We start from the raw sequence: 16,774 nt of genomic DNA on the forward strand, positions 1-16,774 counted from the left end.
TGCTGAAACCATTAGCCTTATGCCTGTCACACCACCGCGGTTGGCGGGGTGAGGAGTCGGGCGATGGATGGCACCGCGGAATCGCGGGAGGGTACGCAGTTCGGGCCGTATCGGTTGCGGCGGTTGGTGGGTCGCGGCGGCATGGGCGACGTCTATGAGGCCGAAGACACGGTGCGCGAGCGGATCGTGGCACTAAAGCTGATGTCGGAGACGCTCTCCAGCGATCCGGTCTTCCGCACGCGTATGCAGCGCGAGGCCCGCACCGCGGGGCGCCTGCAGGAACCGCACGTCGTGCCGATTCACGACTTCGGTGAGATCGACGGGCAGCTCTACGTGGACATGCGCCTGATCAACGGCGTGGATCTGGCCGCGATGCTGAGACGCCAGGGGCCGCTGGCCCCACCGCGAGCGGTCGCGATCGTGCGCCAGATCGGCTCGGCGCTCGACGCCGCGCACGCTGCCGGGGTAACGCATCGCGACGTCAAACCGGAGAACATTCTGGTTAGCGCGGATGACTTCGCCTATCTTGTCGATTTCGGGATCGCCAGCGCCACCACCGACGAAAAGCTGACCCAGCTCGGCAACACGGTAGGCACCCTCTACTACATGGCGCCAGAGCGGTTCAGCGAGTCGCACGCAACCTACCGCGCCGACATTTATGCGTTGACCTGCGTGTTGTATGAGTGCTTGACCGGATCACCGCCGTATCAGGGAGACCAGCTCAGCGTGATGGGCGCGCACATCAACCAGGCGATCCCGCGGCCCAGCACGGTACGGCCGGGTATTCCGGTCGCCTTCGATGCGGTGATCGCCCGTGGCATGGCCAAAAATCCGGAGGACCGCTATGTCACCTGCGGTGATCTGTCAGCGGCGGCGCACGCAGCCCTGGCCACCGCGGATCAGGATCGTGCCACCGACATCTTGCGGCGCAGCCAGGTGGCCAAGCTGCCGGTGCCATCGACTCACCCGGTGTCACCGGGTACCCGGTGGCCGCAGCCGACGCCATGGGCTGGCGGGGCGCCGCCATGGGGGCCACCGTCGTCTCCGCTGCCCCGGTCAGCCCGCCAGCCCTGGTTGTGGGTTGGTGTTGCCGTCGCCGTCGTGGTGGCGCTGGCGGGCGGCCTGGGTATCGCGCTTGCCCATCCGTGGCGGTCATCTGGACCCCGCACGTCGGCACCGCCGCTACCGCCGCCCGCAGATGCGGTCGAGCTCCGCGTTCTCAACGACGGTGTCTTTGTGGGTAGCTCGGTGGCGCCGACGACGATCGACATTTTCAACGAACCCATCTGTCCACCCTGCGGCAGTTTCATCAGGTCGTATGCGAGCGATATCGATACCGCGGTGGCCGACAAGCAGCTGGCGGTGCGCTACCACCTGCTCAACTTCCTCGACGACCAGTCGCACAGCAAGAACTATTCGACGCGAGCGGTGGCCGCCTCGTACTGTGTAGCGGGGCAAAACGACCCGAAACTCTACGCCAGCTTCTACTCCGCCCTATTCGGCAGCGACTTTCAGCCGCAAGAGAACGCCGCATCGGATCGCACCGATGCCGAACTGGCACATCTTGCTCAAACAGTCGGCGCCGAGCCCACGGCGATCAGCTGTATCAAGTCAGGAGCTGATCTGGGCACCGCCCAAACGAAGGCCACAAACGCCAGCGAGACGCTGGCCGGCTTCAATGCCAGCGGTACGCCGTTCGTGTGGGACGGCAGCATGGTCGTGAACTATCAGGATCCGAGCTGGCTCGCGAGGCTGATCGGGTAGCGCGGGTGGTGTGGCCTCGTCCCGGACAATTCCGCTTGCTCTCGCAGCATGTCCGCAGCGGTGCGCGGTTGTGACGGTGAATTCACGATGCTCGCCGTTGATGTCGGCAGGTACCACCGCGGTGTGGCTTGCGTCGTGGACGGTGCGGTCAGATTCGGCGATGGTCCCGAGGGCGGCAGCTACTATGCCAACGACAGGCGCCCACAAATATCCTGCGGTTGAGTTGCAGACCGGGTGGGTCGTTCACCGATCCACTGTAGGGCCGGTGACTCAGAACGTGGCCGTTAATTCGAAACCCGGCCCAGGTTGCCAACCCGAAGATTTCGGGCGCCGACCACATTCCGCAGTCCCGAACAATTCACGCACCACAAACACCCCACACAGTCGGTGCAGCGCACGCAGCCGATACAGGCCACGCACCGGGTGCAGGTGATGCATGCTAGGCATGCCACACACTCCCGGACAGCCACGCACAATACGGTCAGCAGACTGCCGATTATCCCGACGCTGCCCGCCGTGGCTGCCGCCCCGGCTATCGCGACGCTGCCCGCGGTCGCGACCGAGCCGGCGACTGCGACGCTGCCCGCGGTCGCCACCGAGCCGGCGACTGCGACGGCGCCCGTGGTCGCGGCCGATCCCGCGACGGCGATGCTGTCGATGCTGGCGATCGAGCGGTTAATTGCCATGTGCGGCTTTCGGTAGCCGGCAGTCGTCGGCCACGGGCCACTGTGCCGGACATGGTCCAAGTTTGGTCAGGTAGCCCAGTTGTGAGCGGCACCAAGGGGATACCGGGGCGATAACGCCGGCGGTAACATCGCGCACGAATTGTTCCCAGGACAACCAGCGGATCGCGTCGACCTCGTCCGAGTTCGGCCGGGGCTGTTGGTCAACCTGGACTCGGTAGACGGGGCAGATCTCGTTTTCCACGGTGCCATCGGCCATAGCGGCCCGGTAGCGGAACCCCGGCAGGATCAGATCGACCCGATCTGGGGTCAGTCCGAGTTCGGCAGCGAGCCGCCGCCGTATGGCGCCGGGTAGCGATTCGCCAGGCAGGGGGTGCCCGCAGCAACTGTTGGTCCATACCGCCGGCCACGTCCTCTTGGTGGCGGCCCGCCGCGTGATCAACAGCTGATCGTGCAGATCGAACACATAGCTGGAGAACGCGAGGTGCAAAGGGGTGTCGCCGGTGTGCACGGTGGCCTTGTCGGCCACACCTGTCGCGTCGCCGCGGTCGTTGAGCAAAACCACCCGCTCGATCGGTGGAGCTGGCCGGTAGCTGCGGGTCATGCCAGACCTCCTTACGCTTGCTTGCGAGGGTCGGTTCGCGGCCCCAACGCTGGCAAACTACCGGAGAGTCACTTGTCGCGTGCGGAGTTCCACGATTCTCGTCGAGTGTCGCAAGCCCTGCCCTCCTGGCCGGCTACGATGCCGCCATGCCGCTCGCGGAAGGTTCGACGTTCGCCGGCTTCACCATCGTCCGGCAGTTGGGATCCGGCGGGATGGGCGAGGTGTACCTGGCCCGGCATCCCAGACTGCCCCGCCAGGACGCGCTCAAGGTACTGCGGGCCGATGTGTCAGCCGACGGCGAATACCGGGCACGGTTCAACCGCGAAGCCGATGCCGCGGCGTCGCTGTGGCATCCACACATCGTCGCCGTCCACGACCGCGGCGAGTTCGACGGCCAGCTCTGGATCGACATGGACTTCGTCGACGGCACCGACACCGTATCCCTTCTCAGGGATCGTTATCCGAACGGGATGCCCGGCCCCGAGGTCACCGAGATCATCACTGCGGTGGCCGAAGCGCTCGACTATGCCCACGAACGTCGGCTGTTGCACCGCGACGTCAAACCCGCCAACATCCTGATCGCCAATCCTGATTCACCTGATCGTCGAATCATGTTGGCCGACTTCGGGATCGCCGGCTGGGTCGATGATCCAAGCGGATTGACCGCCACAAACATGACTGTGGGCACCGTGTCATACGCGGCTCCGGAACAGCTTATGGGCAACGAGCTCGATGGACGGGCCGACCAATACGCACTAGCCGCGACGGCGTTTCACTTGCTGACCGGCTCCCCGCCCTTTCAGCACGCCAACCCCGCCGTGGTGATCAGCCAGCATCTCAGCGCGTCACCCCCGGCGATCGGCGATCGGGTTCCCGAGCTGACACCGCTGGACCCGGTCTTCGCCAAAGCGCTGGCCAAGCAACCCAAGGACCGTTACCAGCGGTGTGTCGACTTCGCGCGCGCACTCGGCCATCGTCTGGGCGGCGCGGGTGATCCTGACGACACGCGGGTGTCGCAACCGGTCGCCGTGGCCGCGCCCGCGAAACGCTCGCTGCTGCGGACCGCCGTCATCGTCCCCGCGGTGCTGGCGATGCTGCTGGTGATGGCCGTCGCGGTCGCCGTGCGGGAGTTCCAGCGTGCTGACGACGAGCGTGCAGCGCAGCCTGCGCGGACGCGGACCACCACATCGGCCGGCACGACCACTTCGGTAGCCCCCGCGAGCACAACGCGCCCGGCCCCCACGACCCCGACCACGACTGGCGCCGCCGACACCGCGACTGCATCGCCGACCGCTGCGGTTGTCGCCATCGGCGCCCTCTGCTTCCCGCTCGGCAGCACCGGCACCACCAAGACCGGGGCGACGGCCTACTGCTCGACGCTGCAAGGCACCAACACCACCATCTGGTCGCTGACCGAGGACACCGTGGCCAGTCCGACTGTGACCGCCACTGCTGACCCGACGGAGGCGCCGCTGCCCATCGAGCAGGAATCGCCGATTCGAGTGTGCATGCAGCAGACCGGCCAGACCCGACGGGAATGTCGCGAGGAGATTCGCAGAAGCAACGGCTGGCCGTGATGGTCGGCTTGCCTGACCGGGTGCACCCGCCCCGGCGTCGGCTGCGGTCCCGATACAGTTGGTGCCGATGAGCCAACCAGCCGCCCCGCCCGTGTTGACCGTGCGGTATGAGGGATCGGAGCGCACGTTCGCCGCAGGACACGATGTCGTCGTCGGGCGTGACCTGCGCGCGGATGTCCGCGTCGCACACCCCCTGATCTCCCGGGCACACCTGCTGCTGCGATTCGACCAGGGTCGCTGGGTCGCCATTGACAATGGCAGCCTCAATGGGCTCTACCTCAATAACCGTCGGGTGCCAGTCGTGGACATCTACGATGCCCAGCGAGTCCATATCGGAAACCCCGACGGTCCGGCGCTGGACTTCGAAGTGGGCCGCCACCGGGGTTCGGCCGGGCGACCACCCCAGACGACGTCGATACGCCTGCCCAACCTGTCCGCGGGAGCGTGGCCCACCGACGGCCCGCCGCAGACCGGCACGCTCGGCTCCGGCCAGCTACAACAGCTTCCACCGGCCACCACCCGGATACCCGCCGCTCCGCCATCGGGACCACAGCCGCGATACCCCACCGGTGGGCAACAGTTGTGGCCACCCAGCGGACCGCAACGGGCGCCGCAGATTTACCGGCCACCCACGGCCGCACCGCCGCCGGCGGGTGCCCGCGGCGGAACTGAGGCGGGAAACCTCGCGACATCGATGATGAAGATCCTGCGGCCAGGCAGGTTGACGGGGGAGTTGCCGCCCGGTGCCGTCAGGATCGGCCGGGCGAACGACAACGACATCGTCATTCCCGAGGTGTTGGCCTCACGTCACCACGCCACCCTGGTCCCGACGCCTGGCGGCACGGAGATTCGGGACAACCGCAGCATCAATGGCACCTTCGTCAACGGCGCCCGGGTCGACGCGGCGCTGCTGCACGACGGCGACGTTGTGACCATCGGCAACATCGACCTCGTCTTCGCCGACGGCACCCTGGCGCGCCGTGAAGAGAACCTGCTGGAGACCCGCGTCGGCGGCCTCGACGTGCGCGGGGTGACCTGGACCATCGATGGCGACAAGACACTGCTGGACGGCATCTCGTTGACGGCGCGCCCCGGTATGCTCACCGCCGTCATCGGTCCGTCGGGCGCTGGCAAGTCGACACTTGCCCGGTTGGTGGCTGGGTATACGCACCCGACGGATGGCACGGTGACGTTCGAGGGCCACAACGTTCACGCCGAATATGCCTCGCTGCGCAGCAGGATCGGCATGGTGCCACAGGACGACGTGGTGCACGGTCAGCTGACCGTGAAACACGCGCTGATGTATGCCGCCGAACTACGGCTGCCGCCGGACACCACCAAAGATGACCGCACCCAGGTAGTTGCCCGGGTGCTCGAAGAACTCGAGATGTCCAAGCACATCGACACCAGGGTCGACAAGCTGTCGGGTGGTCAACGCAAGCGGGCGTCGGTGGCGCTTGAGCTGTTGACCGGGCCGTCACTGCTGATCCTCGACGAGCCGACATCCGGCCTAGATCCTGCGCTGGACCGGCAGGTCATGACCATGCTGCGGCAGTTGGCCGACGCCGGTCGGGTGGTGCTCGTGGTTACCCACTCACTGACCTACCTGGACGTCTGTGACCAGGTTCTGCTGTTGGCCCCCGGCGGCAAGACCGCGTTCTGTGGGCCACCGACTCAGATTGGTCCGGTCATGGGGACCACGAACTGGGCCGACATCTTCAGCACCGTCGCCGACGACCCAGACGCGGCCAAAGCCCGCTACCTGGCGCGGACGGGTCCGACCCCACCACCGCCACCGGTCGAGCAACCCGCCGAACTGGGCGATCCGGCCCATACCAGCTTGTTTCGGCAGTTCTCCACGATCGCGCGGCGACAGTTGCGATTGATCGTTTCCGACCGAGGTTACTTCGTCTTTCTGGCGCTGTTGCCGTTCATCATGGGTGCGCTGTCCATGTCGGTACCGGGCGACGTGGGCTTCGGGTTTCCCAACCCGATGGGTGACGCGCCCAACGAGCCCGGCCAGATCCTAGTGTTGCTGAATGTCGGTGCGGTCTTCATGGGGACCGCGCTGACCATTCGTGACCTCATCGGTGAGCGAGCCATCTTCCGGCGCGAACAGGCAGTCGGCCTGTCCACTACCGCCTACCTGATCGCGAAGGTCTGTGTCTACACCGTGCTCGCGGTGGTTCAGTCGGCGATTGTGACGGTGATCGTCCTGGTCGGCAAGGGCGGTCCGACTCAGGGTGCCGTAGCGTTGAGCAAGCCAGATCTGGAGCTGTTCGTCGATGTCGCGGTGACCTGTGTCGCCTCGGCGATGCTCGGATTGGCGCTGTCGGCGATCGCCAAGTCCAACGAACAGATCATGCCCCTGCTGGTCGTGGCGGTCATGTCGCAGCTGGTGTTCTCCGGAGGCATGATTCCGGTCACCGGACGTGTTCCCCTTGACCAGATGTCCTGGGTCACACCGGCGAGATGGGGTTTCGCGGCGTCGGCCGCTACGGTCGACCTGATCAAATTGGTGCCCGGTCCGCTGACCCCGAAGGATTCGCATTGGCATCACACCGCCAGCGCGTGGTGGTTCGACATGGCCATGCTGGTAGCGCTCAGCGTTATCTACGTCGGCTTTGTGCGCTGGAAGATTCGCCTCAAGGCGTGCTAGGCGGCAGTTCACTGCCCAACCCAGGTGGAATTAACGGGAAAGGCTGTCTCACTCACCGGCTCAACAGGTGGCCTTGGGCGCGCGACGCGACCGCACCCGCCGACCGTGACGTGCGCCTGATTCTGAGCTAACGCACGCAGGGGGAACTCGAGCCCGGTGACCAGCTCGAGCGCGGCGCCGGGCGGGTGAGATCGACGTGTGGGTCGCCAACGCCGTGCTGCCAGCCTCCGGCAAGCTCGACAGCATCACCGCGGAGCCGGTTGGCCGCGCGCTGCGGGGACGGCGCGCTTGACGGCGAACGCGCCCGAGATCGCCCTCCTCGGCGTCGCCGACCAGGTGGCGGCCGGTCAGATTGACAAGCGGTGAAGCCGGTTGCCGGGTGGTGTCTGCTCCGGCCGACCCTGGGGCCGTCCGTGGTGGCATGCTGGCCTGGTGGGGCTACTGATTCGGCTAGCCGAGTTGCTCGTTGTGATGCTGCCGCTCATCGGAGTGCTATATGTCGGCATCAAAGCGCTGTCGTCCTTCACGCGGCGGCTAGGGGAGGCGTCTGGCGATCTTGCGTCGGATAGCCCCGCGATGCCACGCCCAACCACTGTCGAAAACGACGCAGCGCGGTGGCGGGCGATCACTCGCGCGGTCGAGGCGCACGAGCGAACGGATGCACGCTGGTTGGAATACGAGCTCGACGCCGCCAAGCTGCTCGACTTCCCGGTCATGACCGACATGCGGGACCCGCTCACGACGGCATTTCACAAGGCCAAGCTACAAGCCGACTTTCACAAGCCGTTGCGGGCGGAAGATCTTCTCGACGACCCGGACGCCGCGGGCCACTATCTCGATGCGGTTCGGGACTATGTGACCGCGTTCGACACCGCGGAGGCCGAGGCGATGCGCAGACGCAGAACCGGCTTTTCCCGCGAGGAACAGCAGCGGCTGGCAAGAGCGCAAAGCCTGCTGCGGGTGGCATCCGACGCCGGCGCGACGGCCCAGGAACGCGAGCGCGCATATCGTTTGGCGCGCACCGAACTCGACGGACTCATCGTGTTGCCGGACCGTACGCGGGCCGGCATCGAGCGGGGGATCGCCGGCGAGCTCGATGACTAAGGCTGACCTTTCGGCACCGCGTCGCCTTTGCTGTGCCACGACCACGCATAGAGCGCCCACATGACGATGGGTAGCAGGATGTCGGTCCACAGCGGGACACCGATGTTGTATGGGTTGGTGTTGTTCTCCACCACCCAGTAGTAGATGTGGCCGGCCGCGTCTCCGACGTACTGGATGGTGAGCACCACGATTGTCGCCAGCCAGAAGTGCCCGCGGAAGCGGTACGCCATCAGGCCGACCACCCCGATTGCCAGGTCGCCCATTGCGTTCTCCCATTGGAACCCGCCGTCGCCGCGCGTATAGCCGATCAACTCGGCGGTCCGCTCGCCGTCGAAGACGTGGTATCCCGCGCCGATGATCGATACCACGCCCACGATCAGCACCATCCACCACAGCATATGGATGTCCGCGGCTGGGCGGTGCCGGTGACGCCGGCTCTGCACGAACGCACCGATGAGCGCGACGATTACCCCGACAATGGTGAACATTCCAACACCCTTCCCTAGCTTTAGGGTCCCGTCATGCTGTCGAATCTCATTGACCGCACGCAACACTAGCGGACGGGCTGGCGCTCACCGCTGTTGCGGGCGTCCCGAGACGCCGGCCGAGTAATGGGGGAGCGGACCTTTCCGGACTTCATATCGCTTTTGCCGGTCCGGACGCGTGGTGGTAAGCGCTGCCTCGTGGTTCGCGCACCCACAGGGTGTCCGCTTTGCCGACCGCGGTTCCCTCGTCGATCAACTGGCGCTTGAGCACCTTGTGTGTGGCGGTGCTGGGAAGGTCGGCCGCGATGCGGATGTATCGTGGCCGGGCTTTAGTGGATAGGTCAGGCTGGGCGTCCAGAAATGCTTCGAACGCGTCAGGGTCGAAGGTGTCACCTGCTCGCAAGACCAACGCCGCCATCACCTGATCGCCGACGTATTCGTCCGGGACGGCATACACCGCGACACGGTTAATAGCCTTGTATCGTAATAGAATTCGCTCGATTGGTGCCGCTGTCAGGTTTTCGCCGTCTACCCGCATCCAGTCGGCGGTGCGGCCGGCGAGGTAGATCCAGCCTTCAGAGTCCCGGTATGCGAGGTCTCCAGACCAGTACATGCCGTGGCGCATGCGCTCGGCGTTGGCTTCGGGGTCATTGTAGTAGCCGGTGAAGAAGCCCGACCCCGTCGTGTTGACCAACTCACCTATGGCTTCATCGGCGTTGGTGAGTGCTCCGTGAGCGTCGAACCGCGCGACGGCGCACTCGGTGACGGTTTCGCCGTTGTACACCGCGACCCCGTGGGCTCCCCGGCCGATCGAGCCCGGTGGCGTGCCGGGTTCGCGGATCACGATGACCGCGTTCTCGGTCGAGCCAAAGCCGTCCTCGACCTGGACTCCGAAGCGGCGTGAGAATTCCTCGATGTCTTTGTCATTGGCCTCGTTGCCGAAAGCCACCCGCAGCGGATTGTCGGCATCGTCGTCGCGTTCGGGGGTGGCAAGGATATAGGCGAGCGGCTTGCCGACGTAGTTCATATAAGTGGCGTGGTATCGGCGGACGTCGTCGAGGAAGCCGGTCGCCGAAAACGTCGCCGGCGCGATCGCGGCACCGGAGACCACCGCTGGCGCCCATCCCGCGACCACCGCGTTGGAGTGAAACAGCGGCATGGATACATAGCAGGTGTCCTGTTCGGTGAGGCCGAAGCGCTCGGTGAGGCTACGCCCGGCGAACGTGGCCATCAGGTGTGACACCGGTACTGCTTTGGGATTTCCGCTGGTGCCGGACGTGAAGATCATCATGAACGGATCCATCGTGTCGACTTCTCGATAGGGGACAAAGGCGCCGTCACCAGCCACCAATTCAGCCCACCGCGGTGTCGAGGTATCAAGGATCCGCGCGCCCGCGAGGTCTAAACCGTCCAACAGCGCTCGGTGGTCGGCATCGGTCACCACGATCTGGCAATCGGCTTGCCTGACGTCAGCGGCCAGTGCATCGCCACGTCGCGTTGTGTTCAGGCCACACAGCACATAGCCGCCCAACCCGGCCGCAGCCAGCTGGGCCAGCATCTCGGGCGTATTCCCCAGCAGAGAGCCGATATGCGTCGGACGTTGCGGATCGGCGATTGTGATGAGGGTCGCCGCGCGGGCCGCCGACTCCGCCAGGTACTGACTCCAAGTCCATTGCAGACCACCGTATTTCACGGCAATCGTTGGATCGGATACGCGCTGGCGCAAGAGCGATTGAATCGTGTCGGTCATGAATTCGCTCCCATGTCGAGTCGCGGGCTTTGGCCGCGACGCTGTCATCCAGCATGATCGCCACGATGACATCAATGGCCAGGAGGTCGCGACATGACAACAAGATCACCACGCCGGCAGTGGATTGCCTCACGATCGAACGTCTAGATTCTCCCCCGTCCGGCGCCCCTCAGGTCACCCCTTATGCTAGGGCGCTAATGGGCGAGACAACCACGTGCGCGATCATCGGCGGCGGCCCGGCCGGGATGGTTCTGGGCCTGCTGTTGGCGCGGGCAGGTGTGCAGGTCACCCTGTTGGAGAAGCACGGAGACTTCCTGCGAGACTTTCGTGGCGACACGGTGCATCCGACGACGATGCGGCTACTCGACGAGCTTGGGCTGTGGGAACGCTTTGCGGCTTTGCCCTACAGCGAGGTCCGCACGGCCACATTGCATTCGAATGGTCGCGCGGTGACCTACATCGACTTCGAGCGACTGCATCAGCCCTACCCCTATGTCGCAATGGTGCCGCAATGGGACCTGCTGAACCTGCTGGCGGAGGCCGCCCAAGCGGAACCGAGCTTTACGCTGCGGATGAAAACCGAGGTGACCGGGTTGCTGCGGGAGGGCGGCAAAGTTACCGGGGTGCGCTATCAAGGAGCCGAGGGCCCGGGTGAATTGCGGGCGGAATTGACCGTGGCGTGCGACGGCCGATGGTCGATCGCCCGGCACGAGGCTGGACTGAAGGCGCGTGAATTCCCGGTGAACTTTGACGTGTGGTGGTTCAAGCTGCCACGTGAAGGTGACGCCGAGTTCTCGTTCCTGCCGCGATTCTCCCCGGGCAAGGGGCTCGGCGTGATCCCACGCGAAGGTTATTTCCAGATCGCCTACCTCGGGCCCAAGGGAACCGACGCTCAGTTGCGCGAGCGAGGTATCGAGGAATTCCGTCGGGACGTCAGCGAACTGCTGCCCGAAGCGACGGCATCGGTGGCGGCGCTAGCGTCCATGGACGAGGTCAAGCACCTCAACGTCAAGGTGAATCGGTTGCGTCGTTGGCACATTGATGGGCTGCTGTGCATCGGCGACGCGGCGCACGCGATGTCACCGGTGGCGGGAGTCGGCATCAACCTAGCGGTCCAAGATGCGGTCGCGGCAGCGACCATCTTGGCCGAACCGCTGCGTGAGCATCGAGTCAGCAGCCGCCACCTGGCGGCGGTACGGCGTCGTCGCGCATTTCCCACCGCGGTGACCCAAGCGGTGCAGCGGGTGTTGCACCGAAGGCTGCTCGGCCCGCTGCTGCAGGGCCGGGACCCCACGCCGCCGGCGGCCCTGCTTGGCCTGGTCGAACGGCTGCCATGGCTCTCGGCGGTGCCCGCCTACTTTGTGGGCGTTGGAGTCCGGCCTGAGCATGCTCCGGCCTTCGCACGTCGCGGGCCCGGCAACCGCAAAGGCCCTTGAGCCGACATGCGCGCCGCCGCGAATCGGCGTCTTGGGTATAGCCCGGATAGCGCCGTTGGCGCTCATCAAGCCGGTCAGCGGGAGCGTCGTGGTGGCAGCACGTGATGTGTCGCGGGTGGCGCGACCATGGACGCTGGCTGCTATGCCGTCCACATGGCCCACACGTTCGGTGGGGCCACGCCGGAAGTGGTTTCGGCGCAAGCCAAATTACGCGATCCAGCGGTCGATCGGGCCATGACGGCCGAACTGAAATTTCCAGGCGGGCACACCGGCGGGATCCGCTGTTCAATGCGGTCGTCGGATCTGTTGAATGTGAGCGCTCGAGTGGTCGGCGACCGTGGCGAGTTGCGCGTGCTCAATCCGGTTGTGCCCCAACTCTTCCACCGATTGCCGCCCCTCGCATGCGTATCAGCTCGACGCTTTCGCTGCCGCAGTGCTGCGCGGGCAAGCGGTCAAGACGACGCCCAAGGACGCGGTCGAGAACATGAGCGCGATCCACGCGATCTATCGGGCCGCCGGGCTCCCATCGCGCAACCCGAGCTGAATATGGTCGCCGCGAGCGGGTCCGCCGCCTGACAGGCCAATGGCGTCGGTCGCTTACCCGCCAGGGTTAGGACGTGGTGCCTTGGAAGAAACCCGCCAGGTTGGTGCCGATATTGGCAAAGCCGGAAACGACGCTGGCTACCGAGAACGGCAGGATGCCCCTGTTGGCGAAGCCTGAGACGCCGCTGCCAAGGTTGGAAAAGCCCGAGGATAGCCCGCCGAAGTTCTGATAGCCCGAGCCGCCCAACAGCCCGGCCGGGTTGGTGTTGAACCAACCCGAGAGGCCCGAGCCGTTGTTGCCGAAGCCCGAGTTGCCGCCCGCACCGGAATTGAAGAAGCCCGACGAAGGCGCGGTGCTCGAGTTGAAGTAGCCCGGCCCCCCGGGGATCGCGAAGGCCCCGATCGTGGTGCTGGGCAGGTGGATGCCGGGAACGGTGAGCGGGGGCGTGGTGAAGCCCCCCACGCCGATCGGCGGGATGGTGAGCGGTGGGGTGGTGATGGGTGGGGTGGTGATTTGGGGGAGGGTGAAGCCGGTGAGGTTGATGGGGTCGATGGTCAGCGGTGGGGTGGTGATGGGTGGGGTGGTGATTTGGGGGAGGGTGAAGCCGGTGAGGTTGATGGGGTCGATGGTCAGCGGTGGGGTGGTGATGGGTGGGGTGGTGATTTGGGGGAGGGTGAAGCCGGTGAGGTTGATGGGGTCGATGGTCAGCGGTGGGGTGGTGATGGGTGGGGTGGTGATTTGGGGGAGGGTGAAGCCGGTGAGGTTGATGGGGTCGATGGTCAGCGGTGGGGTGGTGATGGGTGGGGTGGTGATTTGGGGGAGGGTGAAGCCGGTGAGGTTGATGGGGTCGATGGTCAGCGGTGGGGTGGTGATGGGTGGGGTGGTGATTTGGGGGAGGGTGAAGCCGGCGAGGTTGATGGGGTCGATGGTCAGCGGTGGGGTGGTGATGGGTGGGGTGGTGATTTGGGGGAGGGTGAAGCCGGCGAGGTTGATGGGGTCGATGGTCAGCGGTGGGGTGGTGATGGGTGGGGTGGTGATTTGCGGCAGGGTGAACCCGCCGACGCCGATCGGAGGGATCGCGAACTCCGGGGTGATGATTTCCTGGGTGGTGATCTGCGGCAGAGTGAAGCCGCCCACGCCGATCGGAGGGATCGCGAACTCCGGGGTGGTGATAGCTGGGGTGGTGATCTGCGGCAGGGTGAAGCCATCGACGTTGATAGCGGGGACATCGATCCCGGGTATGTTGAAGGCGGGCAGAAAGAATGAACCGATGACAATAGGGCCAGTCAATGTGTATGGGTGAACCACCAATTGTGGTAAGTCAAACTCACCGAAGATGAGGGCGCCATTGGTGAAAGTACTAAGCCCGCCGCCGGGCGGCTGAAGCGCAGGCACATTGGTCTGGAATTGTAGGGTAAAGGGTATTCCAAAAGCCGGTACTGTTATCCTAGGTGTGCTTAGGAAAACATCCCAGCCTATGGAGGGCAGGCCAAATTGGCCCACGCCAATCTGGCCGACCGTTATCGGTTGAGTATGTATCGCAGGTAGACTAAAGCCACCGATTGTGATACCCGCGGGTATCGTCAGCTGCGGAATAGTTACTTCCGGAATCTGCAATGGCGGCAAATTAAAAGCACCCACCGTAATGGGCGGGACCGTCACCGGCGGAATGGCTACGGAAGGAATACTCAGCGGAGGCAACTGAAAGCCGCTTACGGTGATGTTGGCGGGTGTGGTGGCGGCCGGGATGTTCAACGACGGCAACGTCAACCCGGGCAGGCTGAAGGCGCCGACGGTGATGTTGGCTGGTGTGGTGGCGGCCGGGATGTTCAACGACGGCAACGTCAACCCGGGCAGGCTGAAGGCGCCGACGGTGATGTTGGCTGGTGTGGTGGCGGCCGGGATGTTCAACGACGGCAACGTCAACCCGGGCAGGCTGAAGGCGCCGACGGTGATGTTGGCTGGTGTGGTGGCGGCCGGGATGTTCAACGACGGCAACGTCAACCCGGGCAGGCTGAAGGCACCCACGGTGATGTTGGCTGGTGTGGTGGCGGCCGGGATGGTCAGCGACGGCAACGTCAACCCGGGCAGGCTGAAAGCACCCACGGTGATGTTGGCTGGTGTGGTGGCGGCCGGGATGTTCAACGACGGCAACGTCAACCCGGGCAGGCTGAAGGCGCCGACGGTGATGTTGGCTGGTGTGGTGGCGGCCGGGATGTTCAACGACGGCAACGTCAACCCGGGCAGGCTGAAGGCGCCGACGGTGATGTTGGCTGGTGTGGTGGCGGCCGGGATGTTCAACGACGGCAACGTCAACCCGGGCAGGCTGAAGGCACCCACGGTGATGTTGGCTGGTGTGGTGGCGGCCGGGATGGTCAGCGACGGCAACGTCAACCCGGGCAGGCTGAAAGCACCCACGGTGATGTTGGCTGGTGTGGTGGCGGCCGGGATGTTCAACGACGGCAACGTCAACCCGGGCAGGCTGAAGGCACCCACGGTGATGTTGGCTGGTGTGGTGGCGGCCGGGATGGTCAGCGACGGCAGCGTTATCGCCGGCAGACTGAAGGCGGGAACCGATATCCCCGGTATTTGCAGCGGCGGCAGAGTCAGATCAGGTGTCGTAATACTGAACTGCAGGCTGCCCTGCCCCACGCCCCGGTAGAAGACGCCATTGTTCATGTCACCCGTGTTGAACAGCCCATTATTCATGTGGCCAATATTGAAGACACCAGTGTTGATATTTCCGGCGTTGAGGAAACCCGTGTTAGCATTTCCCGTGTTGAACGTGCCGGTGTTGGACGACCCCGGATTGAAGTCGCCCATGTTATAACTGCCGGTGTTCAGGCTGCCTGTGTTCGCGTTGCCGACGTCCAACATACCGGTGTTAAACGAGCCCGCATTGAAGAAGCCCGTGTTCCCGTGTCCAGAATTCCAGCCACCGGTGTTGAAATTACCCGAGTTTCCGATGCCAAAGTTTCCATTGCCGGAGTTGAAGAAGCCGACGTTTCCGCTGCCCGAGTTGAACAATCCGAAATTCCCGGTGCCCGAGTTGAGCCCGCCGATTCCGATCTGGTTGTTGCCGGTAAGACCGATGCCGATGTTGTTGTTGCCAGTGTTGCCAAAGCCGAAGTTGCCCAAGCCGGTGTTGGCAAACCCGGTGTTGAGATTGCCAAGGTTTCCCACGCCGACATTGTTGCTGCCGAGGTTCCCGAAGCCGATGTTGTTATTACCCAGGCTTGCTGAGCCGATATTGGAGTTACCGAAATTTCCGGACCCGAAATTGTAGTTGCCAAGGTTGGCGTTGCCGATGTTGGCAAGGCCGTTGTTGGCGTTGCCGACGTTGCCACCGCCGACGTTGGCTATGCCCAGGTTGATGGCGGTGGGTCCGCCCGCAAGCGCCGGTATGCCTGCGGCTGCGGTCATGGCGGCCGCAGGCGCGCCGCTGGCCAACCAAGCCGGCAAGCCAGCCAGGTTCTGCAGCGGTTTACTGAACGGGGACAGCGCCGAGGCGATCGCCGATGCCCCGGCATGGTAGGCAGACATCGCCGACACATCGGCAGCCCACATTTGCTCGTACGTGGCTTCAATGGCAGCGATCGCCGGAGCGTTCTGTCCAAACAGGTTCGACATCACCAGCGACACCAGGTCGGCACGGTTGGCCGCCACCAGCATCGGCTGCACCACCGCCGTCTTGACCGCTTCAAACTCGGCTATCATCGCCGCAGCCTGAGCGGCCGTCTGCTCGGCCTGGACCGCCGCCGCGGCGAGCCACGCCGCATAGGGGGCTGCCGCTGCCGCCATCGCCGACGACGACGCGCCCTGCCACGCCCCGCCCACGAGTCCGGATGTCACTGAGCCGAAAGAGGCTGCGGCCGAGGCCAATTCCATGGCCAACCCGTCCCAGGCCGTCGCGGCCGCCGCCATCGGTTCCGGCCCTGCCCCGGCGAATATCAGCGCTGAATTGATCTCCGGCGGCAGCACAGAAAAATTCATCGTCCAACCTTCCCTGCATGCCCCGCGTGATCAGCGGTAAACCGTGGCCGGTGAGTGGCTCTTGGCCCACAAGCTAGACGCTGAACCGTCGTGGCCACATAAATATCGCGCACAAATGTCCACGACTCATAGGTTTCGTAAATTTGATTTACAAAGGGCGCTCTCGGGTCATGCG

General features: G+C 64.8%; 10 protein-coding genes and 1 pseudogene. 6 read left to right on the forward strand and 5 right to left on the reverse strand.

Going from position 1 to position 16,774, the window contains the following annotated elements; all coding sequences use genetic code 11:
* The first annotated feature begins 63 nt into the window (after positions 1 to 63).
* Entirely contained in the window at positions 64 to 1,764 is a 1,701-nt protein-coding gene (pknE, locus tag MCAN_RS09195) for a serine/threonine protein kinase PknE (RefSeq protein WP_014000917.1), read from the forward strand.
* Positions 1,765 to 2,048: 284 nt separating this feature from the next.
* On the opposite strand, the gene MCAN_RS09200 is transcribed toward pknE, so the two are convergent.
* On the reverse strand, positions 2,049 to 2,450 hold the full coding sequence (locus tag MCAN_RS09200) for a hypothetical protein (RefSeq protein ID WP_014000918.1): 402 nt from the start codon (positions 2,448 to 2,450) through the stop codon (positions 2,049 to 2,051).
* Entirely contained in the window at positions 2,440 to 3,051 is a 612-nt protein-coding gene (idi, locus tag MCAN_RS09205) for an isopentenyl-diphosphate Delta-isomerase (protein ID WP_003898999.1), read from the reverse strand. Before idi ends, MCAN_RS09200 begins: the two co-directional genes overlap by 11 nt.
* A 146-nt stretch (positions 3,052 to 3,197) precedes the next feature.
* Here idi and pknF point away from each other — a divergent pair, with 146 nt between their 5' ends.
* The 3 genes from pknF (at position 3,198) to MCAN_RS09220 (ending at position 8,391) form a co-directional block, all read left to right on the forward strand.
* Entirely contained in the window at positions 3,198 to 4,628 is a 1,431-nt protein-coding gene (gene pknF, locus MCAN_RS09210; RefSeq protein WP_003899000.1) for a serine/threonine protein kinase PknF, read from the forward strand.
* A 61-nt stretch (positions 4,629 to 4,689) separates the two neighbouring features.
* Positions 4,690 to 7,287 carry an ATP transporter ATP-binding protein/permease gene (locus MCAN_RS09215; protein WP_003408545.1) on the forward strand — a complete coding sequence of 866 codons (2,598 nt, stop codon included), beginning with the start codon at positions 4,690 to 4,692 and terminating at the stop codon, positions 7,285 to 7,287.
* Between the two features lie 432 nt (positions 7,288 to 7,719).
* Entirely contained in the window at positions 7,720 to 8,391 is a 672-nt protein-coding gene (locus MCAN_RS09220; protein WP_003899001.1) for a hypothetical protein, read from the forward strand.
* Here the strand turns inward: MCAN_RS09220 and MCAN_RS09225 are convergent.
* Complete coding sequence (locus MCAN_RS09225; RefSeq protein ID WP_014000920.1) at positions 8,388 to 8,945, reverse strand: DUF6790 family protein; 558 nt, start codon at positions 8,943 to 8,945, stop codon at positions 8,388 to 8,390. The two genes, MCAN_RS09220 and MCAN_RS09225, sit on opposite strands and share 4 nt — an antisense overlap.
* An 82-nt stretch (positions 8,946 to 9,027) precedes the next feature.
* Positions 9,028 to 10,626, reverse strand: a complete 1,599-nt coding sequence (gene fadD1, locus MCAN_RS09230; RefSeq protein WP_014000921.1) for a fatty-acid--CoA ligase FadD1 — start codon at positions 10,624 to 10,626, stop codon at positions 9,028 to 9,030.
* A gap of 197 nt (positions 10,627 to 10,823) precedes the next feature.
* On the opposite strand from fadD1, the gene MCAN_RS09235 reads away from it, so the two are divergent.
* Both MCAN_RS09235 and MCAN_RS23535 read left to right on the forward strand, forming a co-directional pair.
* On the forward strand, positions 10,824 to 12,062 hold the full coding sequence (locus tag MCAN_RS09235; RefSeq protein WP_003911631.1) for an FAD-dependent oxidoreductase: 1,239 nt from the start codon (positions 10,824 to 10,826) through the stop codon (positions 12,060 to 12,062).
* A 108-nt stretch (positions 12,063 to 12,170) separates the two neighbouring features.
* Positions 12,171 to 12,606 (forward strand): annotated as a pseudogene (locus MCAN_RS23535) (Gfo/Idh/MocA family protein); the annotation flags it as partial.
* 66 nt (positions 12,607 to 12,672) lie between these two features.
* Here the strand turns inward: MCAN_RS23535 and MCAN_RS09245 are convergent.
* Positions 12,673 to 16,599 (reverse strand): PPE family protein, encoded by a 3,927-nt coding sequence (locus tag MCAN_RS09245; protein ID WP_014000923.1) that lies wholly within the window; start codon positions 16,597 to 16,599, stop codon positions 12,673 to 12,675.
* Positions 16,600 to 16,774 lie beyond the last annotated feature (175 nt).

Source organism: Mycobacterium canetti CIPT 140010059 (assembly GCF_000253375.1).
In the GTDB taxonomy this organism is placed as follows: Bacteria; Actinomycetota; Actinomycetes; order Mycobacteriales; family Mycobacteriaceae; genus Mycobacterium; species Mycobacterium tuberculosis.

What these genes read in the sequence shown, in the direction of transcription:
- fadD1 (WP_014000921.1), bottom strand. Translation starts at nt 10,626, where the DNA reads ATGACCGACACGATTCAATCGCTCTTGCGCCAGCGCGTATCCGATCCA.
- pknF (WP_003899000.1), top strand. Translation starts at nt 3,198, where the DNA reads ATGCCGCTCGCGGAAGGTTCGACGTTCGCCGGCTTCACCATCGTCCGG.
- MCAN_RS09235 (WP_003911631.1), top strand. Translation starts at nt 10,824, where the DNA reads ATGGGCGAGACAACCACGTGCGCGATCATCGGCGGCGGCCCGGCCGGG.
- pknE (WP_014000917.1), top strand. Translation starts at nt 64, where the DNA reads ATGGATGGCACCGCGGAATCGCGGGAGGGTACGCAGTTCGGGCCGTAT.
- idi (WP_003898999.1), bottom strand. Translation starts at nt 3,051, where the DNA reads ATGACCCGCAGCTACCGGCCAGCTCCACCGATCGAGCGGGTGGTTTTG.
- MCAN_RS09245 (WP_014000923.1), bottom strand. Translation starts at nt 16,599, where the DNA reads ATGAATTTTTCTGTGCTGCCGCCGGAGATCAATTCAGCGCTGATATTC.
- MCAN_RS09200 (WP_014000918.1), bottom strand. Translation starts at nt 2,450, where the DNA reads ATGGCAATTAACCGCTCGATCGCCAGCATCGACAGCATCGCCGTCGCG.